General features: G+C 69.5%; 27 protein-coding genes and 1 riboswitch. Of the genes, 12 read left to right on the forward strand and 15 right to left on the reverse strand.

All coding sequences use genetic code 11. From position 1 onward, the window contains the following. Positions 1-58 precede the first annotated feature (58 nt). On the reverse strand, positions 59-997 hold the full coding sequence (locus tag IRT45_RS13110) for an MBL fold metallo-hydrolase (protein ID WP_194806117.1): 939 nt from the start codon (positions 995-997) through the stop codon (positions 59-61). Positions 998-1350: 353 nt separating this feature from the next. On the opposite strand from IRT45_RS13110, the gene IRT45_RS13115 reads away from it, so the two are divergent. Next, the gene (locus tag IRT45_RS13115) at positions 1351-2112 is read left to right on the forward strand and encodes an SDR family oxidoreductase (protein ID WP_194806118.1); all 762 of its coding nucleotides are present in this window, start codon (positions 1351-1353) and stop codon (positions 2110-2112) included. A 43-nt stretch (positions 2113-2155) separates the two neighbouring features. On the opposite strand, the gene IRT45_RS13120 is transcribed toward IRT45_RS13115, so the two are convergent. Further along, the gene (locus IRT45_RS13120; RefSeq protein ID WP_194806119.1) at positions 2156-2353 is read right to left on the reverse strand and encodes a hypothetical protein; all 198 of its coding nucleotides are present in this window, start codon (positions 2351-2353) and stop codon (positions 2156-2158) included. A 2-nt stretch (positions 2354-2355) separates the two neighbouring features. Continuing rightward, entirely contained in the window at positions 2356-3372 is a 1017-nt protein-coding gene (locus IRT45_RS13125) for a hypothetical protein (protein ID WP_194806120.1), read from the reverse strand. Positions 3373-3737: 365 nt separating this feature from the next. Here IRT45_RS13125 and IRT45_RS13130 point away from each other — a divergent pair, with 365 nt between their 5' ends. Beyond that, on the forward strand, positions 3738-4346 hold the full coding sequence (locus IRT45_RS13130) for a hypothetical protein (RefSeq protein ID WP_194806121.1): 609 nt from the start codon (positions 3738-3740) through the stop codon (positions 4344-4346). A 19-nt stretch (positions 4347-4365) separates the two neighbouring features. Next, positions 4366-5097: a cobalt-precorrin-6A reductase gene (locus IRT45_RS13135; RefSeq protein WP_194806172.1), complete on the forward strand. Its 732-nt coding sequence runs from the start codon at positions 4366-4368 to the stop codon at positions 5095-5097. 27 nt (positions 5098-5124) lie between these two features. Here the strand turns inward: IRT45_RS13135 and cobJ are convergent, their stop codons facing one another. The 6 genes from cobJ to IRT45_RS13165 all read right to left on the reverse strand — a co-directional run bounded on the left by cobJ (position 5125) and on the right by IRT45_RS13165 (position 9800). Continuing rightward, positions 5125-6705 carry a precorrin-3B C(17)-methyltransferase gene (cobJ, locus tag IRT45_RS13140; RefSeq protein WP_194806122.1) on the reverse strand — a complete coding sequence of 527 codons (1581 nt, stop codon included), beginning with the start codon at positions 6703-6705 and terminating at the stop codon, positions 5125-5127. After that, positions 6702-7337 carry a precorrin-8X methylmutase gene (locus IRT45_RS13145; protein ID WP_194806123.1) on the reverse strand — a complete coding sequence of 212 codons (636 nt, stop codon included), beginning with the start codon at positions 7335-7337 and terminating at the stop codon, positions 6702-6704. Before IRT45_RS13145 ends, cobJ begins: the two co-directional genes overlap by 4 nt. 73 nt (positions 7338-7410) lie before the next feature. Next, positions 7411-7983 (reverse strand): hypothetical protein, encoded by a 573-nt coding sequence (locus IRT45_RS13150; RefSeq protein WP_194806124.1) that lies wholly within the window; start codon positions 7981-7983, stop codon positions 7411-7413. A gap of 157 nt (positions 7984-8140) precedes the next feature. Continuing rightward, entirely contained in the window at positions 8141-9343 is a 1203-nt protein-coding gene (gene cobG / locus IRT45_RS13155; RefSeq protein WP_194806125.1) for a precorrin-3B synthase, read from the reverse strand. A gap of 65 nt (positions 9344-9408) precedes the next feature. Next, on the reverse strand, positions 9409-9549 hold the full coding sequence (locus IRT45_RS13160; RefSeq protein WP_194806126.1) for a hypothetical protein: 141 nt from the start codon (positions 9547-9549) through the stop codon (positions 9409-9411). Next, on the reverse strand, positions 9546-9800 hold the full coding sequence (locus IRT45_RS13165; protein WP_194806127.1) for a hypothetical protein: 255 nt from the start codon (positions 9798-9800) through the stop codon (positions 9546-9548). The genes IRT45_RS13160 and IRT45_RS13165 overlap by 4 nt, the downstream gene beginning before the upstream one ends. 108 nt (positions 9801-9908) lie before the next feature. Beyond that, positions 9909-10016: riboswitch (cobalamin riboswitch) on the forward strand. A 28-nt stretch (positions 10017-10044) separates the two neighbouring features. Here IRT45_RS13165 and cobN point away from each other — a divergent pair. Together cobN and IRT45_RS13175 are read left to right on the forward strand one after the other, a co-directional pair. After that, positions 10045-13668 carry a cobaltochelatase subunit CobN gene (cobN, locus tag IRT45_RS13170; RefSeq protein ID WP_194806128.1) on the forward strand — a complete coding sequence of 1208 codons (3624 nt, stop codon included), beginning with the start codon at positions 10045-10047 and terminating at the stop codon, positions 13666-13668. 86 nt (positions 13669-13754) lie between these two features. Further along, complete coding sequence (locus IRT45_RS13175; protein WP_194806129.1) at positions 13755-14144, forward strand: PPOX class F420-dependent oxidoreductase; 390 nt, start codon at positions 13755-13757, stop codon at positions 14142-14144. Positions 14145-14177: 33 nt separating this feature from the next. Here the strand turns inward: IRT45_RS13175 and IRT45_RS13180 are convergent, their stop codons facing one another. Both IRT45_RS13180 and map read right to left on the reverse strand, forming a co-directional pair. Beyond that, a complete protein-coding gene (locus IRT45_RS13180; protein WP_194806130.1) occupies positions 14178-14564 on the reverse strand; it encodes a PPOX class F420-dependent oxidoreductase in 387 nt (128 codons plus the stop codon). A 37-nt stretch (positions 14565-14601) separates the two neighbouring features. Beyond that, positions 14602-15369 carry a type I methionyl aminopeptidase gene (gene map, locus IRT45_RS13185; protein WP_194806131.1) on the reverse strand — a complete coding sequence of 256 codons (768 nt, stop codon included), beginning with the start codon at positions 15367-15369 and terminating at the stop codon, positions 14602-14604. 77 nt (positions 15370-15446) lie between these two features. Here map and IRT45_RS13190 point away from each other — a divergent pair, with 77 nt between their 5' ends. Further along, positions 15447-15710 (forward strand): helix-turn-helix domain-containing protein, encoded by a 264-nt coding sequence (locus IRT45_RS13190; protein ID WP_194806132.1) that lies wholly within the window; start codon positions 15447-15449, stop codon positions 15708-15710. 8 nt (positions 15711-15718) lie between these two features. Here the strand turns inward: IRT45_RS13190 and IRT45_RS13195 are convergent, their stop codons facing one another. Then, positions 15719-16366: a TetR/AcrR family transcriptional regulator gene (locus IRT45_RS13195; RefSeq protein WP_194806133.1), complete on the reverse strand. Its 648-nt coding sequence runs from the start codon at positions 16364-16366 to the stop codon at positions 15719-15721. Positions 16367-16462: 96 nt separating this feature from the next. Between IRT45_RS13195 and IRT45_RS13200 the strand changes: the two genes are divergently transcribed. Further along, on the forward strand, positions 16463-16969 hold the full coding sequence (locus tag IRT45_RS13200; protein WP_194806134.1) for a nitroreductase/quinone reductase family protein: 507 nt from the start codon (positions 16463-16465) through the stop codon (positions 16967-16969). Positions 16970-16985: 16 nt separating this feature from the next. Here the strand turns inward: IRT45_RS13200 and IRT45_RS13205 are convergent, their stop codons facing one another. Both IRT45_RS13205 and IRT45_RS13210 read right to left on the reverse strand, forming a co-directional pair. After that, complete coding sequence (locus IRT45_RS13205) at positions 16986-18371, reverse strand: metallopeptidase TldD-related protein (RefSeq protein WP_194806173.1); 1386 nt, start codon at positions 18369-18371, stop codon at positions 16986-16988. Between the two features lie 50 nt (positions 18372-18421). Next, positions 18422-19945: a TldD/PmbA family protein gene (locus IRT45_RS13210; protein WP_309240934.1), complete on the reverse strand. Its 1524-nt coding sequence runs from the start codon at positions 19943-19945 to the stop codon at positions 18422-18424. Positions 19946-20151: 206 nt separating this feature from the next. Between IRT45_RS13210 and IRT45_RS13215 the strand changes: the two genes are divergently transcribed. Next, positions 20152-20805 (forward strand): TetR/AcrR family transcriptional regulator, encoded by a 654-nt coding sequence (locus tag IRT45_RS13215; RefSeq protein ID WP_083870789.1) that lies wholly within the window; start codon positions 20152-20154, stop codon positions 20803-20805. A gap of 7 nt (positions 20806-20812) precedes the next feature. Here the strand turns inward: IRT45_RS13215 and IRT45_RS13220 are convergent, their stop codons facing one another. Continuing rightward, complete coding sequence (locus IRT45_RS13220) at positions 20813-21580, reverse strand: TSUP family transporter (protein ID WP_194806135.1); 768 nt, start codon at positions 21578-21580, stop codon at positions 20813-20815. 81 nt (positions 21581-21661) lie between these two features. Between IRT45_RS13220 and IRT45_RS13225 the strand changes: the two genes are divergently transcribed. The 4 genes from IRT45_RS13225 (at position 21662) to IRT45_RS13240 (ending at position 25786) form a co-directional block, all read left to right on the forward strand. Further along, entirely contained in the window at positions 21662-22882 is a 1221-nt protein-coding gene (locus IRT45_RS13225; protein ID WP_194806136.1) for a histidine kinase, read from the forward strand. A 30-nt stretch (positions 22883-22912) separates the two neighbouring features. Next, positions 22913-23572, forward strand: a complete 660-nt coding sequence (locus IRT45_RS13230; protein ID WP_036501594.1) for a response regulator transcription factor — start codon at positions 22913-22915, stop codon at positions 23570-23572. Positions 23573-23657: 85 nt separating this feature from the next. After that, the gene (locus IRT45_RS13235) at positions 23658-24140 is read left to right on the forward strand and encodes an FxsA family protein (protein ID WP_194806137.1); all 483 of its coding nucleotides are present in this window, start codon (positions 23658-23660) and stop codon (positions 24138-24140) included. Between the two features lie 50 nt (positions 24141-24190). After that, a complete protein-coding gene (locus tag IRT45_RS13240; protein WP_194806138.1) occupies positions 24191-25786 on the forward strand; it encodes an amidohydrolase in 1596 nt (531 codons plus the stop codon). The last annotated feature ends 105 nt before the right edge of the window (positions 25787-25891 follow it).

The following is a 25891-nucleotide window of genomic DNA, read 5'->3' on the forward strand; positions in this document are numbered from 1 at the left end:
CGGATGTGGTCCTCGATGGCTAGTGAGTTGCGGGGCCGTTCATCTCGACAAAGATCGGTCATACCGGGACCGTGACCTGGAGCTGGCGGGTTGCCTGATGGTCGTGCGTGGGGACGATCCGCGCGAGGTGCCGGGCGAGGTGGAGCCGGTGCAGGGTTTCGAAGGCGCGGTCGCGGTCCTCGTCGAGCAATGATCCTGGGTAGCTGGTTTTCTGGCGGATCTCATCGACCTGCAGGGTGTGCCAGGCGGCGTCTCCCGCGAGCAGGACCCAGCCACGCTCGGTGTGGGTGAGCACGCCGACGCTGCCGGGCGTATGCCCGGCCAGATCGACGAGGAGCACAGTCGAGTCGCCGAACAGATCGTGACTGCGGGTGAAGGTGAGTACCGGCGGGCCGTCCAACTCGTAGTCGACGATCGGGCGATCGCGCAGCGCATCGCGGACCCCGCCCGTCGGGGCTACCGGTCCGGCCGAGATCCACTCCCGCTCCGGGCGGTGCAGGTACACCGGGAGGTCGCGCAGATCCAGCAATCCGCACACATGGTCCCAGTGCGCGTGCGTGGGTAGCGCGAAGTCCAGCGCCGGCGGACCGGGCAGTTCACGCAGGGCGTCAACCGTGGCGAGCGCGCCGGTCGGTGGACGGACCGCCATCCGCAACACGGCCGGCAGCTGCGCGATCGTGCGCTGCTCGACATCGACACAGATGCTCGGATCGACGATGAACCGCGCCGCCGGATGCTCGACCACGAACGAAGTGAGCGAATTGGTGATCCGCCACGGCGTGAACCGCCCTTCCACGACCCCGAAGGTCGGCACCGACCGCGGCGCCTGACGCAGAGCCGTCACCGTCACCGCACCCTGCGGCGCGGGCAAACCCGCATCGGCGATCGAACGGAGCAACCGCTGGTCGGGCCGACGCGGCCGGATCAGCCCGGGCACGATTCCCACTGCGGCGGTACAGCATTCGACAACGCTCGGTGTGCGTGCACGATCGGACATATCGGCGTTCCCCCGTTCCCCGCTTTCTGCAGGCGACTCGATCGGTCGCCGCTGACGGTGGGACCGTAGCACCGTACGTCGACAGGAAGAATCGGACCGAGGGATCAGCCGGTGTCCTACCGGGGTGGGAAGACAAGCTCCGTCCGTGGCCCGTATTCAGCGCGCGATGCTCGCGGTACATTCCGTTTTCGTAAGGACAGGAGCGGTTTTCGTCTCTGCGACTCCGATCGTGGGATGGGTGGGATCGTTGCCTGGGGACATGGCGCGGCGGCCGCGTCGAATTCGCGCGCACCCAGCAGAACGGGGCTGAATACATGGCGCTACCTTCTCCCGGGCCGGATGCCACGGCGCTGGTGACCGGCGCGTCCTCCGGTATCGGTGCCGCATTGGCCTGCGAGCTCGCCAGGCGTGGCCACGGCGTGACTCTGGTGGCGCGTCGCGTCGACCGCCTGAATGCGCTTGCCGAGGATTTGTCGGAGGCCTATGACGTACGCGCTGAAGTGCTGCCGTGCGACCTGCTGGACGCCGACGCCCGTGCTGCGCTGCCCGGCCGCGTGGAAGAGCGTGGCCTGAGAGTGAATGTGCTGGTCAACAACGCCGGTATCGCCAGCTCAGGTGAGTTCGCCGCCCAGGATGTCGACCACGAGATCACTATGGTTCGGCTCAACTGCGAAGCGGTGCTGGCCCTGACGGCCTCGTTCACACCGGCCTTCACTCGACGGCCCGGAGCCATCCTCTTCGTCGCCTCGGCCGCGGGTTTTCACCCCGTTCCTCGCCAAGCCACCTACGCCGCCACGAAGGCATTCGTGCTCTCGCTGGCCGAGGCTTTGCACAGGGAATTGCGCCCGGCCGGAACCAGTGTCACCGCTCTGTGCCCCGGCCCCGTCGACACGGAGATCGCCGCGAGGTCCGCGAGCCTTCAACACCTGATGGCCGAAATCCCGCGGTTCAGTCGTATCTCGGCCGATCGGTGTGCGGCACAGGCCATCCGCGCGCTGGACAGGAACAAACGCATCGTGGTGCCTGATACGGCAATCCGCGCGGCCACGCTCCTCAGTCGAAACACCCCCCACCGGCTACTGTTTCCCATCCTCGAACGGGTCTACCCGCCGTGACACCACCACCTACGAAAGCATCGTGTGGCATCCGTTCGAGGACCTACGGCACCGGGACCATCTCCGGGTGCAGCAACGCGGCCGGAGCGCGAACGAGATCGTCGTATCGACCGAATGCTGTGTCGAAGAAGGCGCGCAGGTAGCCGCGCTGCAGATCGAGTGAGTCGCGGGGACCGATGGTGCCGACAAGCCGGGTGGTAATCGTGGGCGGCGTGTCGGCCGCGGCGGCGAGCGCGGGCACGATCAGTTGGTTGTCACAAACGACAGGTGCTGCGAACCGTTCATCCGGAAACGAGGTTGTGGCCCGTGCCCGTCGGCCCGGAACTGCCGCCAGCCCGGGTCCGCGTCACGGGCGTCGTCACCGGCGCCCACGAGCAGGAATGGGCGGTCCAGCCCGTCGGTGACCGCCGAACCCGACAGGGTGCCATCGAGATTCGCTCCCGCCGCGATCCGCCGATCGTCGTGCATCGCCTGGGCCGTGGTGGCGCCACCCAGAGAATGCCCGAACATCCCGACCTTCGACACGTCGAGTATCCGGGCCAGGCCCTGCGGTAGCGGATGACGGTCGGCATCCGGATCCGAGCCCGCGGCCATGTCGGCCAGGCGGTCGAGCACAAACCGCGTGTCGGCCAGTCGGATCGGTACTGCGGCAGCGGCCTGAACCGCAGACTTGTCACGGTCGGGGGCCGGCGGCAGAACACTCTTCTCGACCCGCCCATCCGGGAATCGGGTCGCGAACGTCTCGTAGGTATGTCCGAGAGTGACCACGACGAAACCGTGGCTGGCGAGGTCTTCGACCTGGGCGCTGCTCAGCTCGCCCGGCATGCCCATACCGGGCGAGAACAGCAGCATCGGGCGACCTCCCCCGGACACGTCGGCGGGCGCATCGACATGGCCGTGACCGGGTGCCAGCGTCGAGGACGCCGCCGAAGGAATACCGTAGTAGGCGAGGCTCTGGATATACATTCGGGCAAGATCAGGAGCGAGCCACGGCCGCACCGGCACCCCTGCGACATCGGTTGCGGGATACCAGATACTGATCATCAATTCGCGCGCACGACCCGGGATATACGGATCCTCGCGGGACGCATCGACCAGATGCAGGTCGGTCACACCGATCGCATCGGGACCGGTCGGTTCCGGCAGAGTCACGACCACCGGCACCGGTTGAGGCGGTACCGGCTCGGCCCGGCCGACGGCATCGACCACCGCCGAGGCCAGCAGCAGAACCACCAGGCACCGCAATACCTTGCCGAACAAGATATTCCCTCCCCGAGTATCGACGATGCTCGCCGCGCTCGGCTCAGCCTATCCTGGGATCGATCGATCGTCGGTGTGTATCGGCGGCACGGCGCAGATGCGTAGGCATGTGAACCTAGAGCCAGTGCGCAATTGGGCTACTCGGAAGGTTCGTCGATGGCCACGCGCCACTATATCGACAAGCGTGGGTTCAAGCACAAGGCTGTCGACAACTCCCAATGGCTGGAGTACCTAAATCCCCAAAGTGGCACTAAAGTTACACTTCTGACCCGATTCCCACAGGCGGCAACCGGCTGACCTGCGGAAATGTTTCGGGTCAGCGTAATCCGATCGTTATGTCGGGTGATCGATCCGATGGGAAATAGATGAGATTCACCAACTTTGTCGGCACCTCGCTGATCGCTATCGCGGCGACGAGTATCGCCTACGGTACCGCTTATGCCGAGCCTGCCGCGCCCGCGCCGGCGCCGGGCCAGGTGCAGACCCAGCAGAGCCCGGCCGTGCACGGCACGGACCAGGGTGTCGGCTACACCACCGAACTCGCCGATATGGGCAACAAGATCGTCACCACGGTGACGGGCGGCAAATTCGCCCTCACCTCGGACAAGTCGGCGGTCACCCTGACCAACGACAAGGGCGCCGTGGTGATGAGCTACCCGCTCTCGGCCAAGGGACCCAACGGCACCACCGTCGCCGCCGCGGTGAACGAGGACGGCACCAGCCTGACGCTGACCCCGCAGGGGCAGCCGATCTCGTCGGTGAAGAACATCTCCGGTCAGGACTGGTTCTTCTCCGAGCTGCAGCACGCCTCGCTGGGCGCTGCGGTCGGCGCGGTGATCGGCTTCCTGGTCGGCCTGATCTTCATCGGCGTCGGCTCGATCCCGGGTGCGGTCCTGGGTGGCGTGATCGGCCTGCTGGTCGCGGGCGGGCAGCCGCTGATCGACTCCGCCTTCGCCTACTTCAGCGGTAACTGACACCGAAAGTGTTGCGACACTGAAGGTTCTGATTCTCGGCGGCACCAGGGAAGCTCGGCAGCTCGCCGATATCGCCTCCGGCGAGCGAGGATTCGACATCGTCTCCTCGCTCGCCGGCCGCGTGCGCGAACCCGTCCTGCCCGCCGGAGCGGTGCGCATCGGCGGGTTCGGCGGCACCGCTGGCTTGCGGAAATGGCTGGCGGACAATGTGATCGACGCGGTCGTCGACGCCACCCATCCCTTCGCGGGCACCATCTCCTCGCATGCGGCCGCCGCGGCACGAGCGAACGGGGTGCCGATCGTGCACGTGCGCCGGCCGGGTTGGTCCGAACAGCCCGGTGACCGGTGGTCACGGGTACCGGATCTGGCCGCCGCCGCCCGCGCCGTGGCCGAAATCGACCGCGTCTTCCTCACCATCGGCCGCCAGGGCGTGGCGGCCTTCGCCGAACTCGGTGAGCCGTGGTTTCTCATCCGCGCCATCGACCCGCCGACCGGACCCGTTCCGCCGCAGCATCTTCTGCTTCTCGCCCGTGGGCCGTTCACCGTGGCGCAGGAGGTCGATCTGCTGCGCGAGCACCGCATCTCGGCGATGGTGACCAAGGACAGCGGTGGCGACCTCACCGCGGCCAAGCTGACCGCTGCCCGTACGTGCGGCATTCCGGTCGTGGTCGTCGACCGGCCACCGGTGCCCGAGGGTGTCGAGTGTGCGGAATCCGTTGCGGCGGCGTGGGAGTGGTTGAACGCGCGCTGACGCCGGTCGGTGCGGTGTCCGAGCGGCTTACCGGTCGGCCGCGACCGTCGCTGTGTTGTCCTTCGCTGCCTGCCCGTACCGCCGCGAGGTGAAAACCCGTGTCCCGTGCGGGGTCTCCACGGTGGCGGTGGTGGACGCGCCGATGATGAGCAGCGTGCGCATGTCGACCTCGTCCGGGTTCAGCTCGGCCAAGGTCGTCACGCGCACCGATTCGCTCGGCCCGCCGACGTCGCGGCCGAGGACCACCGGTGTGTCCGGGCCGCGATGCTCGAGGACGAGCTCGCGCAGGGCGCTCACCTGCCACCGCCGCTGGGTGGAGGCCGGATTGTAGATCGCGATCGCCATATCGGCGGCGGCGACCGCCGAAATGCGTTGTGCCACGGTCTCCCACGGTTTGAGGCGATCCGAGAGCGAGATCATCGCGAAATCATGGCCGAGGGGGGCGCCGATGCGCGCGGCGACGGCACTGGCCGCGGTGACGCCGGGCAGCACCCGCACGGGTACGTCACGCCATTGCGGATCAGCGGATTCCTCGACGACCGCGGCGGCCATCGCGAACACCCCTGGATCGCCGGAGGACACGACGACCACGCGGGCTCCGGATTTCGCCAGATCCAAGGCCATGGCGGCGCGTTCGGATTCGACCCGGTTGTCGCTGAGATGGCGGCGCTGCCCGGGGCGGATCGGCACCCGGTTCACGTAGGTGGTGTAGCCGACGATATCGGTCGCCGCCGCGAGGGCGCGGGTGACCTCGGGCGTGGTCCACTGCGCGGAGCCGGGGCCCAGTCCCACGACCACGACCTCACCGACCTCCGGACCGGGGGAGGCGGGCGAATCGTCCTGCGCCGCGGCGGGTTCGGCGGTGGTGAACGGTATCTGGGTGGTCGGCGTGGGGCCGGGCACCACGGTGATGGCGAAATACGGCACGTCGGCGTCGGAGACATCCGCAGCGCGCAGGACCCGCTGCCGCCCGGTGCTGGCACGTTCCACGTAGTAGGCGTCGTCGAGCCGCCCGGCCTTCGAAAGCGCTTGCCGCACACCGGGATAGGTGCGGCCGAGTTTCATGATGGCCGCGGCGTCGGCATCGGCGAGGCGTTCGGCGAGCTGATCCGGCGGCATGGTGCCGGGCAGCACCGTCAGCACCTGCTCGCCCTCCACCAATGGCGTGCCGAGCGCGGCGGAGGCGGCACTGACCGAGGTGATGCCGGGGATGATCTCCGCGGGGAACCGGTCGGCCAGGCGCCGGTGCATATGCATGTACGAGCTGTAGAACAGCGGATCACCGGCCGCCAGCAGCGCGACGGTGCGGCCCGCGGCCAGATGGCCGGCCAGCAGTTCGGCGGCGCGTTCGTAGAATTCGTCGATCGCGCCCTGATAGCCGCCCGGATGGTCGGTGGTCTCGGTGGTCACCGGATAGACGAGATGTTCCTCCAGCTGACCGGGCCGCATATACGGCGCCGCGATCGAGCGGGAGATACTGCGGCCGTGGCGGGCGCTGTGGAAGGCGATGACATCGGCCGATTCGATGATGCGGGCCGCCTTCACCGTCACCAGCTCCGGGTCGCCGGGCCCGAGCCCCACACCCCACAGTTTTCCGGGCGCGCTCATTCCTGCTCACTCGCGATCGCATTGAGGGCGGCGGCGGTGATGGCGCTGCCGCCGCGCCGGCCGTGCACGGTGAGGTATTCGACGCCGCCGTATTCGGCCAGGGCCTGCTTGGATTCGGCGGCGCCGACGAAGCCCACCGGAATTCCCAGCACCGCGGCGGGGCGGGGCGCGCCCGCGTCGAGCATGTCCAGCAGATGGAACAGTGCGGTCGGGGCGTTGCCGATCGCGACCACGGCGCCGTCGAGCCGATCTCGCCACAGTTCCAGTGCCGCAGCCGATCTCGTATTGCCCATTTTCTGTGCGAGCTGCGGTACGCGCGGATCGGCGAGCAGGCACAGTACGTCGTTGTCGGCGGGCAGCCGTTTGCGGGTGACGCCGGAGGCGACCATGGTGGCGTCGCACAGGATCGGCGCGCCGGCGCGCAGTGCGGTGCGGGCCGCCGCCACGACCTGCGGGGTGTGGGAGATATCGGTGGTCAGATCGACCTGTCCGCACGCATGGATCATGCGCACCACCACCTGCGCGACATCGGCCGGGAACCGCGCCAGATCGGCTTCGGCCCGGATCGTCGCGAACGAGCGCCGATAGATCTCGGCCCCGTCGGTGAGGTAGCTGGTACGCACATCGGACATGGGCATCACCCTAGCGGTGAGAATCCGGGCCCCGAGCGGCAGCGTGGGCAAGGCGCCGGCCCGGCCTGCGACATCAGAACGGGACCCTGGCCCGCCAGGGCGATCCGGCCGGATCGTGCAGAGGATTGGCCAAGACGAGATAGCGGAACAGGGCCAGCGCCCCGGTCAGCAGCACCACCGCGAGCGGGACTTCGGCGAGCGCCGCCGTCGCGATCGAGACCCGTATCTCGTCGGGACCGGCGGTCGTCGTATCGAACCACGCGTCTACGAGCAGCAGCACCCCCGTGCCGAACGCCGGCAGGATCACCAGCACCCGCCGTCGCCAGCCGAGATAGGCGGTGGCGGCCATCATCGCCACCAGGAAGATATCGAAGCCGATCCATACCAGCGCCCAGTGGTTCGCGTTGTAGTCCTGCGGCAGCGTGAAGCCGAGGTAGACCAGCCACGGAATCATCGCGATCGAGCCGCCGACCATCAGCCACAGGCGTAGTCCGCGGGCCACGCGCACCTTGTGCGGACGCGGCCGCACCCGGTCGGGCCGCAGTCGCGCGACCAATTCGAGCCGCTGGGCGAGCGAGAGCCGCGCGATCTGCGCATCGGTGAGCAGGTCGGCGGTAGACGGCGAGGGATCCGCGGACGAGTCCATCGATCCAGTGTGCGCGAACCGCGGGATTGTTGGGGCGTGCCGCGAGCAGTTCGACCAGGCGCGGCCGACAGTACGACCATCCGAGCGGCGGTGATGCCGAATAGGACAGCGTCACGGCGAGGTGCTGCCTCAGCGAGCCGCGCCGGGCGGTGAGGTGCTAGTGCGGTCGGTCGTCTGCGCGGGGCCCGGTGATGCGATAACCGCCGGATTCGGCGACCACCTCGGTGACCGGCCCGGCCGGACGCCCGCATTGCCGATCGCAACCGGACCAGTGCTGTCGCCCGGCGACGACCACCTGATCGGCCCCGACGCCGGACAGGTCCGGTGCCGGGGCGCCGACCGGCAGCACCCGCCCGGAGGCGACGGCGTCGGCCGCGTCCGCTCGCACGTCGGTGAGTGATTTCGCGCAGCCCGGCCGCCCGGCGCACGCGGTCACCGCCAGCCACGGCGAGTTCGCGTCGAAGATCAGGCCCATCGGCGCCAGCACCCGCACCACCTGCTCGGCGGTCCACTCGTCCATATCGGCCACGACCAGACTGCGCCAGGGGGTGATCAGAATCGGATGTTCCACCGCCGCGACGAATTCCGCGGTCCGGGCCGGCAGGGCGCCGAGGGGCACCGCCGCCCCGAGCGCGACCCGGTCGTCGGCCTGGGTGAGCCAGCCGATCGGAATATCGTGGCGGGCAACGAAATCCATCGGCTCGGCGGTCGGTTCCAGAGCCAGTTCGGTCAGGATCCGAGCCGGGCCGTCGGCGACCTCGCGCAGCCGCCACTGTTCGCCGCGCAGCCGCTGGAAGCTGTGTGCCGCCGCCAGCATCGTGTCCACCGCCCGGTCCGCGCCGATGCGCGCGCCCGAATCGCGTCCGGCCAGAACCAGCGCGAACTCGGCCTCATCGGTGGCGTGGACGCCGATATCGCCGGCGAGACCACTGATGTCGCCGCGGCCGTCGTCGAGGGTGAACAGCACGCGCCCGGGTAGCGCGGCCAGTTCCGGGGCCGCCCGCAGCCCCGCGTCGAGTTGCGCGACCAGCGGATGCACATCGCTCCAGCCGCCCGACCGGCCCGACAGCGGCGAGGCCACGATATTGCGCACTCGTTCGTGGGTGGGTGCCGGCAGCAGATCGGCGCGCTCGAGCCGCTCGGCCAGTGCCGCGGCATCGTGCATCTGCCGCAACTGCACATTGCCGCGGGAGGTCAGTTCGATACTGCCGTTACCGAGCTCGTCGGCCGCCGCGGCCAGCGCACGCAGTTGATCGGGGGTGATCGCGCCGCCGGGCAGCCGGATCCGGGCCAGCGGACCGTCGGCGGCCTGATGCAGGCGCAGAACACCGGGGCAGGAGTCGGGAGCGGAGCGCGTCATGATGTCCCCAGCCTACGAGCCGGGCGTGCCCGGAATGCGGCCGGTGCGTCCGAGGCACGGGCTGGTCAGTGACCGCGGCGCAGGTACAGGCGATGGCGCGAGACGCGGGACGGTTCGTGTGCGGCGCCCGGCCAGGAGGAATCCGGCAGCAGGCTCGGACCGGTGTGGTGGGTCGTCCGGTCGTGACAGGCGGTCGCGCTGCTCACCGGTCCTTCGAGCTGTTCTCGTCCCGGGCGTGGACTACGGCCTGCCACAGCTGGTCGTCGACGTAACTGTCCGACAACAGGTGTGGTGTGTCGTGCCGATCGGAATGGTCGCGGCGGACCGTGGACTCGAAGACCAGCAGCCCGAAGATCGCGACCGCCGCACAGGCGCCGGCGGCGACGAGCAACAGCCCGCCGTGGCCACCCGCCGCAGCGGCCAAAGCCATCGCTAGCAACGCGACGGCAATCATCATGCAAGTTATTCCTGACCAGGCGGCAAAGCGGTTCCGCCTGCTCCATCCCGGTGAGTTCGGCATATTCACAGCGTACGCCGAGGAGTCGGATCGGGAAATACCGGTCACAGCAGTGCGATAGCATCCGGGGGCTCGCCGATACGAGGAAAGCCGGTGCAATTCCGGTGCGGTCGCGCCACTGTGACAGTCAGACCCTCCGGGCGGGCGGCCGTATCCGCTATGGGCGCGTCACCCGAGGAGAACCGTGATCCTGCTGCTGTCCACGTCCGACACCGATCTGCTGTCCGCGCGCGCGAGCGGCGCCGAGTACCGGCTCGCCAATCCGGCCCGGCTGCTGGTGGAGGATCTGCCCGGACTGCTCGACGGCATCGATCTGATCGTGGTCCGCATCCTGGGCGGCCGCCGCGCCTGGGAGGACGGCCTGGACGCGCTGCGCGCGAGCGGGATTCCGCTGGTCGCCCTGGGTGGCGAGATGGCGCCCGATGCCGAGCTGATGGAGTGCTCGACGGTCCCGGGCGGGGTCGCCGCGGACGCGCACAACTATCTGGCCGCGGGTGGGCCCGGCAATGTGCGGCAGCTGCACAACTTCCTGTCCGACACGGTGCTGCTGACCGGTCACGGCTTCGAGCCGCCGGTCCACCTGCCCTCCTGGGGTGAACTCGACCGGACCCCGGAGGACTTGTCCGGCAACGATTCCCGCCTCGCCGCCTCGCCGACGGTGGCCGTTTTGTACTACCGCGCCCAGCACCTGGCCGGGAATACGGCCTACGTCGAGGCGCTGTGCCGCGCGCTGGAACAGGCCGGCGCCCGTCCGCTGCCGCTGTTCTGCGCGTCGCTGCGCAATGCCGAGCCGGATCTGCTCGACACGCTGCGCCGCGCCGACGCGCTGGTGGTGACCGTGCTGGCCGCGGGCGGCACCAAACCCGCGACCGCCGCCGCCGGTGGTGACGACGAGGCCTGGGATATCGGCGCGCTCGCCGACCTGGATGTGCCGATCCTGCAGGGCCTGTGCCTGACCAGCGGCCGGGACCAGTGGGCGGACAACGACGACGGGCTCTCGCCGCTGGACGTCGCCACCCAGGTCGCGGTGCCGGAATTCGACGGGCGGATCATCACGGTGCCGTTCTCGTTCAAGGAGTTCGACGCCGATGGCCTGTCCACCTATGTGCCCGACCCGGAGCGGGCGGCGCGGGTCGCGGGCATCGCGGTGCGCCACGCGCGGCTGCGGCATCTGCCCGTGGCGCAGCGGCGGATCGCGCTGATGCTGTCGGCGTATCCCACCAAACATGCGCGCATCGGCAATGCCGTGGGGCTGGACACCCCCGCGAGTGCGATTCGGCTGCTGACCGAGATGCGGACGGCTGGTTACGATCTCGGCGCGACAGGTGAGGTGCCGGGACTCGAGGAGCGCGACGGTGATGCGCTCATCCACGCGTTGATCGCCGCCGGTGGCCAGGATCAGGACTGGCTCAGCGCGGAACAGTTGGAGGGCAACCCGATTCGCATCGGCGCCCGGCAGTACGCGGCCTGGTTCGCCACCCTTCCCGAGGAACTGCGCACCGCCGTCGTGGAGGCGTGGGGGCCGCCGCCGGGCGAATTGTTCGTCGACCGCTCCGCCGATCCGGACGGCGAAATCGTCATCGCCGCACTGCGTTTCGGCAATATCGTGCTGCTGGTGCAGCCGCCGCGCGGCTTCGGCGAGAATCCGGTCGCGATCTACCACGATCCGGATCTGCCGCCCAGCCACCACTATCTGGCGGTGTATCGGTGGTTGTCCGCGCCGACCGGCGAGGGCGGGTTCGGCGCCGACGCGATGGTGCACCTGGGCAAACACGGCAATCTGGAATGGCTGCCGGGCAAGACGCTGGGCATGTCGGCGGCCTGCGGCACCGATGCCGCCCTCGGCGATCTGCCGCTGATCTATCCGTTCCTGGTCAACGATCCCGGCGAGGGCACCCAGGCCAAACGCCGCGCCCACGCCACACTGGTCGACCACCTCATTCCGCCGATGGCGCGCGCCGAGACCTACGGCGATATCGCGCGTCTGGAACAACTGCTCGACGAGCACGCCAATATCTCGGCGCTGGATCCGGCCAAACTGCCCGCGATCCGGCAGCAGATCTGGACCCTGATGCGGGCCGCGAAGATGGACCACGACCTGGGGCTGGACGAGCGGCCGGACGAGGACACCTTCGACGACATGCTGCTGCACGTCGACGGCTGGTTGTGCGAGATCAAGGATGTGCAGATCCGCGACGGTCTGCACATCCTGGGCCAGGCGCCCGCCGGGGAGGGCGAACTGGATCTGGTGCTGGCGATGTTGCGCGCCCGCCAGCTGTGGGGCGGCGAGGTCGCGGTGCCGGGGCTGCGCGAGGCGCTGGGGCTCGACGAATCAGGGGAGGAATCGCGTGAGCGCGTCGATGTCGTCGAGCAGCGCGCCCGGCAGTTGCTGGCCGCACTGCAGGCGGCGGAGTGGTCGCCGGACGCGGTCGGGGAGCTGGTGGCCCGCTACGAACCCGACGCTCCGGATACTCTCGCCGCCGTCTTGCGGTTCGCCGCAACCGAAGTCGTGCCCCGGCTGCGGCAGACCGGAGTCGAGATCGAGCGGATTCTGCACGCCCTGAACGGCGGTTTCATCCCGGCCGGGCCGAGCGGTTCACCGCTGCGCGGTCTGATCAACGTGCTGCCGACCGGGCGGAACTTCTATTCCGTGGATCCGAAGGCGGTGCCCTCGCGGCTGGCGTGGGAGACCGGGCAGGCGATGGCGGACTCGCTGCTGGAGCGCTACCGCGCCGATCACGGCGACTACCCGCGCTCGGTCGGGCTCTCGGTGTGGGGCACCTCGGCCATGCGCACCGCCGGTGACGATATCGCCGAAGTGTTCGCGCTGCTGGGTGTGCGGCCGGTGTGGGACGAGGCGAGCCGCCGCGTCACCAGCCTGGAGGTGATCGACCTGGCCGAGCTCGGCCGCCCGCGCATCGACGTCACCGTCCGGATCTCCGGCTTCTTCCGCGACGCGTTCCCGCACGTGCTGGCGCTGCTCGACGACGCGGTCCGGCTGGTCGCCGATCTGGACGAACCGGCGGAATCGAATTATGTTCGCGCGCATACCGATTCGGACCTGGCCGAGCACGGTGACCGGCGCCGTGCGACCACCCGGATCTTCGGCTCCAAACCCGGCACCTACGGCGCCGGCCTGCTGCAGCTGATCGACTCCAAGAGCTGGCGCACCGACGACGACCTGGCCCAGGTGTACACCACCTGGGGCGGCTACGCCTACGGCCGTGGTCTGGACGGCGCGCCGGCCGCCGACGATATGCGCGCCGCCTACCGGCGCATCGCGGTCGCGGCCAAGAACACCGACACTCGCGAGCACGACATCGCCGATTCCGACGACTACTTCCAGTACCACGGGGGTATGGTCGCCGCAGTCCGGGCGCTGACCGGTAAGAACCCCGAGGCCTACATCGGCGACTCGACGCGTCCCGACGCGGTGCGCACCCGCACCCTCTCCGAGGAGACCACCCGGGTGTTCCGCTCCCGCGTGGTCAATCCGCGCTGGCTCGAGGCGATGCGCCGCCACGGCTACAAGGGCGCGTTCGAGATGGCCGCGACGGTCGACTACCTGTTCGGCTACGACGCCACCACCAACGTCGTCGCCGACTGGATGTACGAAAAGCTTTCGGAGAGCTACGTTTTCGACGATGTGAACCGCAAGTTCATGACCGAGTCGAATCCGTGGGCACTGCACGGCATCGCCGAACGACTGCTCGAGGCGGCCGAACGCAAACTGTGGGAGGCCCCGCAGCCGGAGACGCTGGACCGGTTGCGGCAGATCTACCTCGAAACCGAGGGCGAACTGGAGTAGCGCGTGGCCGCTACGTCGTCGAGCGCACCGGCTGCTGCGCCGCGCGGCGGATGTGCGGGCGCGCGTTCCGCCCTTACCGTGGGTATATGACCTGGAACGAACTCGCACAGGAGAAGTACGTCCTGCTCACCACTTACAAGAAGGACGGCACGCCGGTCGGGGCCCCGGTCTGGGTGGCTCCCGACGGCGACCGGCTGGTGGTCTGGACCAATCCGAAGACCTGGAAGGTGAAAAGGCTGCGCCGCAATGCCGCGGTGACGGTTCAGGCCTGCGACGCCCGCGGCCGCACCTCCGGATCGCCGGTGAGCGCCGGCACCGCGCGCATCCTCGACGCGGACGGAACCGAACGGGTGCGCGATCTCGTCGCCCGCAAATACGGCGTGATCGGCACGGTGCTGATCCGCGGGCACAAGTTGATCTTCGGTAAGGATCGCTCGGTCGGGCTGGCGATCACCGCTGAACCGGCGGGGGAGTAGCCGCCGCCGGATCAGGCCGGGTGCCCTGCCGAATCACGCCGGGACAGCGGTGATTTCGATGCCGATCGTGCCCTTGCGTCCGCGTCGCAGCAGGCTGCCGGTGACGATCAGCCAGCCCATGATCGAGTACTTGCGCTTGATCAGCTGCCGGGTCCGGTCGCTGTCCTGCTCGTCGAGCACGCGGGCGGTGCCACGCACGATCTCCCCGTGCGGCTTGCCGGAGACGTTGCACGGCTGCAGGGTGACGTCCGGATTGCGCCGCACCCGCTTGACCTTCCACGCGGCGGTCTCGCTCCAGACGTACAACTTGGCATCGTCGAGCGCCGCCCACACCGGGGTCGCGACCGGTGTGCCGTCCTTCTTGTAGGTGGTGAGCAGAACGTAGTTCGCGGTACCCGCGGGCCCGAAAGGATTGTCCACGACTGCCTAGCCTAATCGGTCGGAAGACCGGCGTGAATCATGCCGTATGCGTGAGGATTCGAGGGCCCTCGTCGGTGATGGCGACCGTATGTTCGGAATGTGCGGTGCGCGAGCCGTCGGCGGAGCGGATCGTCCACCCGTCCGGATCGGTGATGATGCGGTCGGTGGTACGCGCGAACCAGGGCTCGATCGCGATGGTCAGGCCGGGGACGAGGCGCATGCCGCGCCCGGCGCGCCCGGCGTTGGGGACGTGCGGATCCTCGTGCATCGTGCGACCGAGCCCGTGGCCGCCGAATTCGGTGTTGACGGGGTAGCCGTGCCGCCGCGCGACCGCCGCGATGGCCGCGGAGATGTCGCCGAGCCGCCCATCCGGCCGGGCGACCTCGACGGCGGCGGCCAAGGCCTCCTCGGTGGCGGCGACCAGCCGGGCATCCTCGGGATCGGCGGTGCCGACGATGGTGCTGACCGCGGCGTCGGCGACCCAGCCGTCGACCGAGACCGCCAGGTCCATGGTCAGCACATCACCGTCGCGCAATCGGTAGTCGTAGGGCAGGCCGTGCAGGACCGCGTCGTTGACCGACAGGCACACGGTGTTGCGGAACGGCCCGCGCCCGAACGAGGGCGCGTAGTCCCAATAGCACGACACCGCTCCTCGTTCCCGGATGCGCCGGCGCACATGCTTTTCCAGATCGAGCAGATTCACCCCGACCTCGGCCTTCTCCCGCAGTTCGGCGAGCACCTGCGCGACGAAGCGTCCGGCCACGCCCATTCGCTCGATCTCGGCAGCTGTCTTCAGTTCGACCACGAAACCTCCCTGGAATCGGTATTTATATACCGACTCTAACCGTAGCGGTATTTGAATACCAGCTCTATGCTGAGGGCATGGTTCGACTTCCGCTGACCCCGGCCCAGGTGGAGGCCGGTCGCCGCTTGGGCGCGCATGTGCGTGCGGTCCGGGGCGACCGAGATCCCGCGGAGATCGCCCGGGCGGCCGGCATCTCACCGGAGACGCTGCGCAAGATCGAATCCGGTCGGCTGCCCAGCCCGGCGTTCGGCACCGTCGTCGGACTCTCCGGGGCGCTGGGAATCCCGTTGCAGGAGTTGGCCGAGGTCTGGCAGTCCGCACGCCTCAGCGCCTCGGCCTGACGGTCCGGCTAGTTCTTCTCGGCCCGGAACAGGGGATATGCCGCGTCGGCGATCGCTTCCGGCGACGGGAGTGCGGCGCGCGCCTCCGGCGGGCTCATTCGCGATTGCAGTGCCCGCTGATGCGCCGCGCCCACCACCAGCAGGGCCGCGGTGCGCGGTTCGGCGACGATGCGGTGGCGGGCCGACAGGTGTCCGATCACCACATCCAGGGCGCGATGTGGGCCCAGATCGAAGTCGCGGCTGCGTTCGGCGTAGACCGCGCGCAATTCGGCATCGGATTCGATTGCCGCGATGACGGGTAGCGCTGCGCGGAAGAAGTCCTCCAGCACGATCACCAGGTGCGCGAGATCGCTTCGCAGATCGGCGGATTCGGCCTCGTCGGGGGAATGGGACGGATCGGCGAGCATATCCTTCAACGGCCGCAGGTGATGCTGGATCACCGCTTGGAGCAGGCCGGTGCGATCGCCGAAGTGGTAGAAGATGCTCGATTCGGCGACCCCGGCGCGCGTGGCGATCTCCTTGGTGGTGAGCCGCGCGACCCCCGAACTCGTGAGGACCTCCTGTGCGGCCGCGATCACGGCCTCCCGCACTCCGCTGCGCGGTCGCCCACGCGTCCGTGCGGGCGGTTCGGTGTTCTGGGCGTGCTGGCGGGGCACCGAGTCTTCCTTCCGATCGGTCGTGCCCTTGCAGTATGCCGCATCCCGTCGTATTTTCTGAGTAGGCACTCGAAAATACAGATCGGAGCTGTCGACATGTCCACTCCCAGCACACCCACGTCAGCCGGCACCGCGGCTGCCGAATCGGCGGGACGCGGCCGGTTGCGCATGCAGACGGCGGTCGACGCCGCCATGCGCGCACTGTTGCGGTCGCCGCTGCATCGCCTGCTCAGCGCGAAATTGATGATCGTCACCGTGGTCGGGCGTAAAACCGGCCGCGTCTACGCGAATCCGGTCGGCTACGCCGAATCCGACGGCGCGCTTCTCGTCGGCACCGCGGCGGGCTGGCGGCGCAATCTGCGGCCGGGTGAACCAGTTCGGATCACCTGGCGCGGCCGGGAGCGGCTCGCCGACTGGGAGGTGATCTCCGGCGAAGACGAGATCACCGAGCCCTACCGCATCATCCTCACCCAGAACCCCACGCACGGTCGCTTCGCCGGCATCAGCCTCGATGCGGACGGCAATGTGGACCGGGAACAGCTGCGCGCCGCCCTCGGTCGCGGCACGGTGGTCGTGCGGCTGCGGCCGCGCTCGATGCGCTGAATGCGGGTAACGGTGCTCAGGTCGCCTGGCTGACCGAGGACATGTGAAAGTCGGGGATCCGCATCGGTGGCATGGCCGTACGGGTGAACCAGTCCTTCCATTCGCGAGGCAGCGTGATCTCGGTGGCACCGACCTCGGTGGCGCGGCGCAGCAGATCCAGCGGGCTCTCGTTGAAGCGGAAGTTGTTGACCGCGGCGGTGACCGCGCCGTCCTCCACCAGATACACACCGTCGCGGGTCAGGCCCGTCTGCAACAGCGTGGCCGGATCGACCTCGCGGATGTACCACAGGCAGGTCAGCAGCAGACCCCGCTCGGTGGTGGCGATCATCTGCTCGAGCGTGCGATCCGTCCCGCCGCTCAGCAGCAAATTCTCACCGGCCACCGTGACCGGAGCGTCGTACTGCGCGGCCACGGCGCGCGGATAGATCAGCGACTCGATCACGCCCTCGCGCAGCCAGTCGACGCGACCGGCCGACAGGCCGTTGTCGAAGATCGAGGACGTTTCCGACGAGGCCGCGGTCGCGACGAACGGCCGATACTCCAATCCGGCAGCAGCCGGGTCCGAGTACAACGTCAGCGGCAGGTCGGTGAGTCGCTCCCCGATACGGGTGCCGCCGGCCCGGGCGAATGCGGTGTGCCCCTCGTGAGCCCCGCGTCCGTCCATCGACCACAGCATCGGAATGAGCAGATCCGCGACCGCCGAGGGCGGCAGCAGGGTGGGGTAGCGGCCGGCCGGCAGCTCGACCCGGCGGGCGCACCAGTCCAGGCGCCGGCTCAGCTCGGCCAGCAGTGCGGTGACGCCGATATCGGTGAAATCGGCGGTCGGCGCGCCCACCCAGGCGCTGGCCGGATCGTTGTCGCCGCGTTTGCCGTTGATCTCGATGGATCCGGTGGGCTCGGTCCACCGTCGGCGGATGCCGGTCGACGTGCCCAGCCAGGTGGTGTGCAGCTGATGGTGGGCGAAACCGTAGAGCCGGTCGGCGCCGGCGAACCCGACCGCGAGCTCACCGGCGAGTCCGGTGAACACCTCGATACCGGTTTCGCGCACCGGGCCCGACCACTCCGGATCCGATTGCGCGCCCGCGTTTTCCGGGTCCAGCAGTGGCATCGCGTCGGCGGCGGGCTCGGCGGTGCGAGCCGCCTCTTCGGCACTGCGCACCACGGCCTCGATCTCGGCGGGGTCCACGCTGGTGGAACCGACGCTGCCCACTCGCGCCGAGCGTGGGCCCTCGCGCAGGATCGACACCACCGCCCAGGACCGTGACACCGACGACCCGTTGGTGGTCATGGAATTGCCGGCCCAGCGCAGCGAGGCCTCCGACGCGTCGGTGACGATGACGATCGTCTCGTCCGCGCGTGCGACGGCCAGCGCCCGCTCCACGACCTCCGCGCCGTGCATCATCGTCACCGACCGGCCTCCCGTGTTGTCTGCGAAATCCGAACCGTCGCCGTTCACCCCGCCTCCTGGCGGGTGTTGAGGATGTTCACCCCGCGCACCAGCACCGACGGGCACCCGTGCGACACCGCCGCGACCTGGCCGGGCTGGGCCTTACCGCAGTTGAACGCCCCACCCAGGACCCAGGTCGAGGGGCCGCCGACGGCTTCCATCGCGCCCCAGAAGTCGGTGGTGGTGGCCTGGTAGGCGACATCGCGCACCTGTCCGGCCAGCTCCCCGTTGCGGATTCGGAAGAAGCGCTGCCCGGTGAACTGGAAGTTGTAGCGCTGCATGTCGATCGACCAGGACCGGTCGCCCACGATGTAGATGCCGTCCTCGACGCGCGAGATCAGCTCGGCGGTGCTGGTGTCGGTCTGCGGATCGGGCTGCAACGACACGTTGGCCATGCGCTGAATGGGCACGTGGTGGGCCGAATCGGCGTAGGAGCAGCCGTTGGACCGGGGCACCCCGAGACGAGGCGCGAAGACCCGGTCGAGCTGATAACCGACCAGGGTGCCCTCGCGCACCAGATCCCAGCGCTGCCCGGCGACCCCCTCGTCGTCGTAGCCGACCGTCGCCAAGCCGTACTCCTGGGTCCGGTCGCCGGTGACGTGCATGATCGGGGTGCCGTAGCGCAGCGTCCCGAGCTTGTCCGGGGTGGCGAAGGAGGTTCCGGCGTAGGCCGACTCGTAGCCGATCGCGCGATCGTATTCGGTGGCGTGACCGATGGATTCGTGAATCGTCAGCCACAGATTCGTCGGGTCGATCACCAGGTCGGTGGGACCGGGCGTCACCGAGGGCGCGGCGACCTTCTCGGCCAGCCACTGCGGCATCCGGGCCAATTCGTCGTGCCAGTCCCAGACTCCGTCGGCGCCGGTGACGTACTCCCAGCCGCGCCCGGCCGGGGCGGCGAGAGTGCGCATGGTCTCGAAACCACCCGTCGTCGCGTCGACGGTGATCGCCTCGAGTTGCGGGTGCAGCCGCACCCGCTGCTGGGTGATGGTGGAGCCCGCGGTGTCGGCGTAGTAGGTCTGCTCCTTGACCTGCAGCACCGAGGCCGTCACGTGATCGATGCCCGCGGCCGACGACAGTTGCTGCGAATAGTCCTGCAGCAGTGCGACTTTCTCCGGGGTCGGCACGGTGAACGGGTCCACGTCGTAGGGCGAGACCCAGGTGGCGTCGCGGTAGACCGGTTCGTCGGCGAGTTCGACCCGCTCCCGGTTGAGTGCCCGCACGGTGGCCGCGACCGTGACCGCGCGCTGGGCCACCACCACGGCCGTCGCGGATGTCAGCTCGCAGTGCGAGGCGAAACCCCAGGTGCCGTCGACGACCACCCGGACCGCGAAGCCCAGGTCGACGGCGTTGTCGACGGACTCCACCCGGCCGTCGCGCAACCGGATCGATTGGGTCACCAGCCGGTGCACCCGCAGGTCGGCGTGTTCGGCGCCGGCCGCGCGTGCCGCCGTCAGCGCCGCGTCGGTCAGGGCGGCCAGCGGTAGCGCGCGGAACTGTTCGTCCACGGTCGCGGATGCGATGCTCACCCGGCCTACGCTAATTGCTGACCGCCGACCGGGCCAACGGATTCGCCGGCGGGTGCGGCGAAACACTCCGGGACCCAACGCGACACGCCGTGCAAGTTTGCAGACGATGCAAACATGCACGAAATGCGGTGTGGCACCGACTGAAACGCGCGCGAAACGCCCAGCCTGCCGCAGGTTGCGGCACCGATGGCGTACTGTCTGCCCGCGTGCCGCCATCCGCACTCCGTGACCGCAAGCGGGAACGCACCCGCCGCTCCCTCCTCGAGGCTGCCGCCGACCTGTTCGAATCCCGCGGCTACGAGGCGACCACCGTCGCCGATATCGCCGCGACCGCCGAGGTGGGGACCAGGACATTCTTCAACTACTTCGAGAGCAAAGAGGAACTGCTCTTCCCCGAACCCGACGAACGCGTGACCGCGGCGGTGGCCGCGATCGCGAGCCGCCGCAGTGACGAACGCCCCGTCGAGGTGCTGCTGCGCGCGCTGCGGGCCGCCGGCGACAATCCCGGAGACCATCTCGGCGACGATCTCGCGGCCCGGATCGCGGTGTTGCGCGCCCAGGTCTCGCGCACCGTTCCCGCCGTCAGCGGCCGGGCCGCACACGCCCAGCTGGCCGCGCAGCAGGAGATCGCGCGTCGGCTGCGCGACGCGTTCCCCGACGAATTGGACGAGGTCGGCGCGGCCGCGCTGGTCGGCGCTGTCGTCGGAGCGGTGTCGGGCGCGCTGACCGTGCTGTTCTCCGGCCGGCACGCGATCGAGGACGGGGAGCGACTGCATCGCACCATTCGCGAGACCACATCGCGGGTGCTGGCGCCCTGGCTCTCGGCCGGGCGGCATCTGACCGCGGAGGCCCGCTGCTGAGCGCCGCTCAGCCGAACTGCTGCCAGCCCAGGCGGATGACCATCGCGGTCACCACGATCAGCAGCACCGCGCGCACGAACCCGGCGCCGCGGGCGAGCGCCATCCGCGAACCCACCACGGACCCCGCGATATTCGCCACCGCCATGCCGAGGCCCACCGACCAGATGATGTGCCCGGTGGCGGCGAGCAGAATCAGCGCTCCGAGATTGGACCCGCAGTTGATCACCTTCGCCATGGCCGCGGCGCGCACGAACTCGGTGCCCAGCAGGGTGGCGAAGGAGATGATCAGGAAGGTGCCGGTACCGGGACCGACCAGCCCGTCGTAACCGCCGATCAGTCCCGCCGACAGGCCCACCACCAGAATCGTGCGGCGCCGGGTCGGCGGGTCGGTGGCCATCGTCACCCCGATCGAAGGCCGCGTCGCCACCACGATCGCGACACCGATCAGCACCGCCATGACGATCGGGATGAAATAGCGCCGGTCGATCAGCGCCACCGCGGCCGAACCTGCGGCCGCCGCGCCCGCCGCGATCACCGCACTCGACACCATCAGCGGCCGGTTCATCGGGACCCGGCGCGCGAAAGTCAGTGCGGCGGCGCTGGTTCCGGCGAAGGCGGCGATCTTGTTCGTACCCAGGGCGGTCTGCGGCGCCAGCGTCGGCGCCACCAGCAGCAGGGTCGGCAGAATGATCAGTCCGCCGCCGCCCACAACGGCATCCACCCAGCCCGCGACCGTGGCCGCGGGCAGCAGCACCGCCCAATCAGCCACATCCACGTCGGCGACACAATCAGAGTTCGCGACGTGCGGCAAATCGTGGCGCCCGATGCCGCGATGGCGGCCACCTAGGCTGAGCGGGTGCGCCGATTCAGTCTGTGGCTCCGTGGCAAACCCATGGTCGCCGATTCCATCCTCGCGGCCGCACTGGTGCTGTTCGATCTGCTCACGCTCGGCGGCAAGGATCACACGATCGTCTACCTGATCCTCGGGCTGCTCGTTCCGGTGCCGGTGATCTGGCGGCGCAGCTATCCGCGGGCCAGTGCGGTCGCCCTGCTGGTGTTGTCGATCACGACCAGCGCGGTGAGCGTGGTCCTGCACGAGGATCTGCAGCCGCCGGCACTGCTGGCGGTCGGCGTCGCGCTCTACACCCTCGTCGCGTACGTGGGCCGGCGCGAAGGTCTGCTGTATCTGGTCGGCCTCGCCGTGGACGGGGCGTTCTCGCTGGCCGTGGTCGACCAGTCGGTGCCGATCGTCATCGGCTTCCTGATCATGTTCTACGCGCTGTGCTGGACGCTCGCGGAATTCCTCGGCGCCCGCCACGCCTACGACGCCGAGGTCGCGGCCCGGCTCGCCGTCGCCGACTACGACCGCGAACGCAGCGCCCACGACGCGGTCTCGACCGAACGCACCCGCATCGCCCGCGAACTCCACGACGTGGTCGCCCATGCGGTCAGCGTCATCATCGTGCAGGCCGACGGGGCGAAATACGCCTTGCGCCGCGATCCGGAGATCGCCGAACAGGCATTGGGCACCATCGCCGCCACCGGCCGCGAGGCGCTGCGCGAACTGCGTCGCACCGTGGAACTGCTGCGCACCGAACACGCCCCGGAACAGCTGCCGCAGCACGGCACCGCGGGACTGGCGAAGGTAGTGGAGATGATGCGCAGCGCCGGGCTGGCCGTGGAACTGGAACTCACCGGAGAACTCGACGACGTCGCTCCCGAGGTGAGCCTGGGCATGCACCGCATCGTGCAGGAATCGCTGACCAACACCTTCCGCCATGCCGGCCCCGATCCGCAGGCCTGGGTGCGGGTGCGCCGGCGCGACGCGGACGTGCTGGTCGAAGTCCTCGATCGCGGTGATGCCGGACCGTCCGCGACCGGCTCCACCGTGGCGGCGAAGGCGCCCGCCGTGGACGACACCGCATTACGCAACGGCATCGCCGGCAGCGGTCTCGGGCTGGTCGGGATGCGGGAGCGGATCGCGGTCCTCGGCGGCACCCTCGAGGTGGGACGACGCCCCGAGGGCGGCTGGCGCGTCTGCGCCACCATTCCCCTGCAGCGCGAACTACCCGACTGACCGGGGGAGAAGCCCGGTTAGATTGGTGCGGTGCCGATCACCGTACTCGTCGTCGACGACCAGGAACTCATGCGTGCCGGACTCAAGATGGTGCTGGGCGCGCACCCGGATGTCGACGTCGTCGCCGAGGCCGACAACGGCGCGACCGCCGTGCGCCTGGCCGGTGAGCTGGCCCCGGACGTGGTCCTGATGGATGTGCGGATGCCCGTGGTCGACGGCGTCGCCGCGACCGCCCAGATCCTCGAATCCGGATGCGGCAGCAGGGTTCTGGTGATGACCACCTTCGACCTCGACGAACACGCGCTCGGCGCATTGCGTGCCGGAGCCAGCGGCTTCCTGCTCAAGGACACTCCGCCCGAGGATCTGATCTCCGCCATTCGCAGTGTCGCGGCCGGCGACGCCGTGGTCTCGCCGAAGGTGACCAAGCGGCTGTTGAACCGGTTGATCGCCGCGGACCCCGCCCGCGTGCGCGACCCGTCGGTGCTCGACGTGCTGACCGCGCGCGAACGTGAGGTGCTCGAACAGATCGCCGCCGGGCGCTCCAACGCCGAGATCGCTGCCGAGCTGTACCTGTCGGAGGCCACGGTGAAGACGCACGTCGGCCGGGTGCTGACCAAATTGGGACTGCGCGACCGGGTGCAGGCGGTCGTGCTGGCCTATGAGACCGGGCTGGTCACACCGGGTACCTGACCCGAGCGTGCGGCGATATGCCCGGATCGGGAGAAAATCGGGGCCCTCGCGCGTTGGGCAGGGTAGATCGTGGAAAGGATCGCCGATGCCCGCCCTGTTGTTCGCCGTCTATCTCGTCGTCGAGATCGCGGCGCTGGTCGTGGTCGGCCACCTCATCGGTGCCGTGCCGACCATTCTGCTGCTCATCGCCGGATCCGCGCTCGGGCTGATCCTGGTGCGTTCCCAGGGCCGCCGGGTCTTCGAGCAGTTCCGCCGCGCCCGGCGCGGTGAGATCGCCCCGGGTACCGCCGTCGCCGACGGCGCGCTGGTCGGGGTGGGCGCGCTGCTGATGTTCGTTCCCGGTCTGGTCACCTCGGTGTTCGGACTGCTGCTGCTCCTGCCCACCCGCGCACTGTTGCGACCGCTGGTCTCGGCCGCGGCGCTGCGCCGCATCGACCGGCTGACCATGGCCGGCGGATATCGCGGCGTGGTGGTGGAACCCTCCGGTGAGGTGGTCGACGGCGTGGTCGTCGAGCAGTACTACGACGACGGTCAGGGCCCCGCGCGGCGCATGATCGATCCCCGCTGACCGACCCGCACTGATCGCATGCAGCCGGCCGTGCGGCACACTGGTCACCCGTGAGTACCCAGTTGCTGGTCGGCGTCCGAATCTACAGTTCCAGTTCCCCCGATGCGACCACGATGGCGGTCACCGACGGCACCGTGGTCTGGCTGGGCGCCGAACGTCCCGGCCGCGCGCTGCATCCCGACGCCGAAATCATCGATCTGGACGGCGCTTTCGTCGCCCCGGCCTTCGTCGATCCGCACGTACACGTCACCGCGCTGGGCCTGCAACTGACGGGTCTGGATCTGTCCCAGGCGAATTCGCTGGCGCAGTGCCTGGATCTGGTGCGCGCGTACGCCGCCACGCATGCCGGAACGATCATCGGCGACGGCTGGGACGAGACCCGCTGGCCCGAGGGGCGCCCGCCCACGGTCGAGGAGATCGACGCCGCGGCCGGGCCGGGCCGCGCGGTCTATCTGTCCCGCGTGGACGCCCATTCCGCCATCGCCTCGACCGCACTGCTCGACGCGGTGGCCGCCGTCCGCGCCGCCGCGGGATATACCACCGGCGCACCGCTTCGCGCCGACGCCCATCACCTCGTCCGCGAGGCCGCACTCGACGGTCTCGACCGCGCCCAGCGCGACCGGGCCCGGGCCACCGCACTCGATTACGCGGCCGCCCGTGGCGTGGTCGCCGTCCACGAATGCGCGGGCCCGCAGATCTCCGGCCGCACCGATGTGCGCGAATTGCTGGAATTCGAGCACGGTGTCCAGGTGCGGGCGTATTGGGGTGAGGCCGTCACCTCCGCCGACGAGGCGCGGGCGCTGGTCGGCGAACTCGGCGTGCACGGGCTGGCCGGGGATCTGTTCGTCGACGGGTCCTTCGGCTCCCACACCGCGTGGCTGCGCGAGCCGTATGCCGACCGCGACACCACCGGCGTCTCCTATCTCGACGCCACGGCGATCGCCGCCCACGTCCGGGCCTGCACCGAGGCCGGGATCCAGGCCGGATTCCACGCGATCGGCGACGCCGCCGTCGACGCGGTGGTCGAGGGCTTCGCCCGCGTCGCCGGCGAGCTCGGCGCACCGGCGGTGGCCACCCGCGGCCACCGCCTCGAACACGCCGAACTGCTCGATGCCGCCCAGATCGCGAAACTGGCCGAATTCGGCGTGATCGCCAGTGTGCAACCGGGATTCGACGCCGCCTGGGGTGGCGCCGAGGGAATGTACGCCACCCGGCTGGGCGCCGAACGCGCCGTGGCCACCAACCCGTTCGCGGCGATGGCCGCCGCCGGGATCTCCCTGGCCATCGGCTCCGACGCTCCGGTGACGGCGCTGAACCCGTGGGAGGCCGTCCGCGCGGCCGCGAACCACCGCACTCAGGGACACCACATCTCCCCGCGCGCGGCCTTCGCCGCCGCCACCCGCGGCGCGTGGCGAGCCGGCGGCGTGCGCGACGGCATCGCCGGCACGCTGGTGCCCGGCGCTCCCGCGAACTACGCGATCTGGGACACAACGGAATTGGTGGTCGCCGCCGCCTCGGACACGGTGCAACGCTGGTCCACCGATCCGCGCTCCCGCGTGCCCGGCCTGCCGTCGCTGGACGAGGGCGCCGAACTCCCGCGTTGCCTGCGTACGGTCCGTGAGGGAGTCACCATCTACGCGGCCTGAGGAAGGTGCGCGACCGACATCGGCCGCGCTTCGTCCCTGTGGGCGCGTGGCGGACGCCCGGCATGACCCGTTCGTCCACCGCCACTGCACGGACCGGGGTAACCG

This window comes from Nocardia sp. BSTN01 (genome assembly GCF_015354405.1).
Classification (GTDB): domain Bacteria; phylum Actinomycetota; class Actinomycetes; order Mycobacteriales; family Mycobacteriaceae; genus Nocardia.

Coding starts and splice junctions, on each gene's coding strand:
- IRT45_RS13110 (WP_194806117.1), bottom strand. CDS start 997: ATGTCCGATCGTGCACGCACACCGAGCGTTGTCGAATGCTGTACCGCC.
- IRT45_RS13130 (WP_194806121.1), top strand. CDS start 3,738: ATGAGATTCACCAACTTTGTCGGCACCTCGCTGATCGCTATCGCGGCG.
- cobJ (WP_194806122.1), bottom strand. CDS start 6,705: ATGAGCGCGCCCGGAAAACTGTGGGGTGTGGGGCTCGGGCCCGGCGAC.
- IRT45_RS13145 (WP_194806123.1), bottom strand. CDS start 7,337: ATGTCCGATGTGCGTACCAGCTACCTCACCGACGGGGCCGAGATCTAT.
- IRT45_RS13150 (WP_194806124.1), bottom strand. CDS start 7,983: ATGGACTCGTCCGCGGATCCCTCGCCGTCTACCGCCGACCTGCTCACC.
- cobG (WP_194806125.1), bottom strand. CDS start 9,343: ATGACGCGCTCCGCTCCCGACTCCTGCCCCGGTGTTCTGCGCCTGCAT.
- IRT45_RS13165 (WP_194806127.1), bottom strand. CDS start 9,800: ATGATGATTGCCGTCGCGTTGCTAGCGATGGCTTTGGCCGCTGCGGCG.
- IRT45_RS13175 (WP_194806129.1), top strand. CDS start 13,755: ATGACCTGGAACGAACTCGCACAGGAGAAGTACGTCCTGCTCACCACT.
- IRT45_RS13190 (WP_194806132.1), top strand. CDS start 15,447: ATGGTTCGACTTCCGCTGACCCCGGCCCAGGTGGAGGCCGGTCGCCGC.
- IRT45_RS13200 (WP_194806134.1), top strand. CDS start 16,463: ATGTCCACTCCCAGCACACCCACGTCAGCCGGCACCGCGGCTGCCGAA.
- IRT45_RS13205 (WP_194806173.1), bottom strand. CDS start 18,371: ATGATGCACGGCGCGGAGGTCGTGGAGCGGGCGCTGGCCGTCGCACGC.
- IRT45_RS13235 (WP_194806137.1), top strand. CDS start 23,658: ATGCCCGCCCTGTTGTTCGCCGTCTATCTCGTCGTCGAGATCGCGGCG.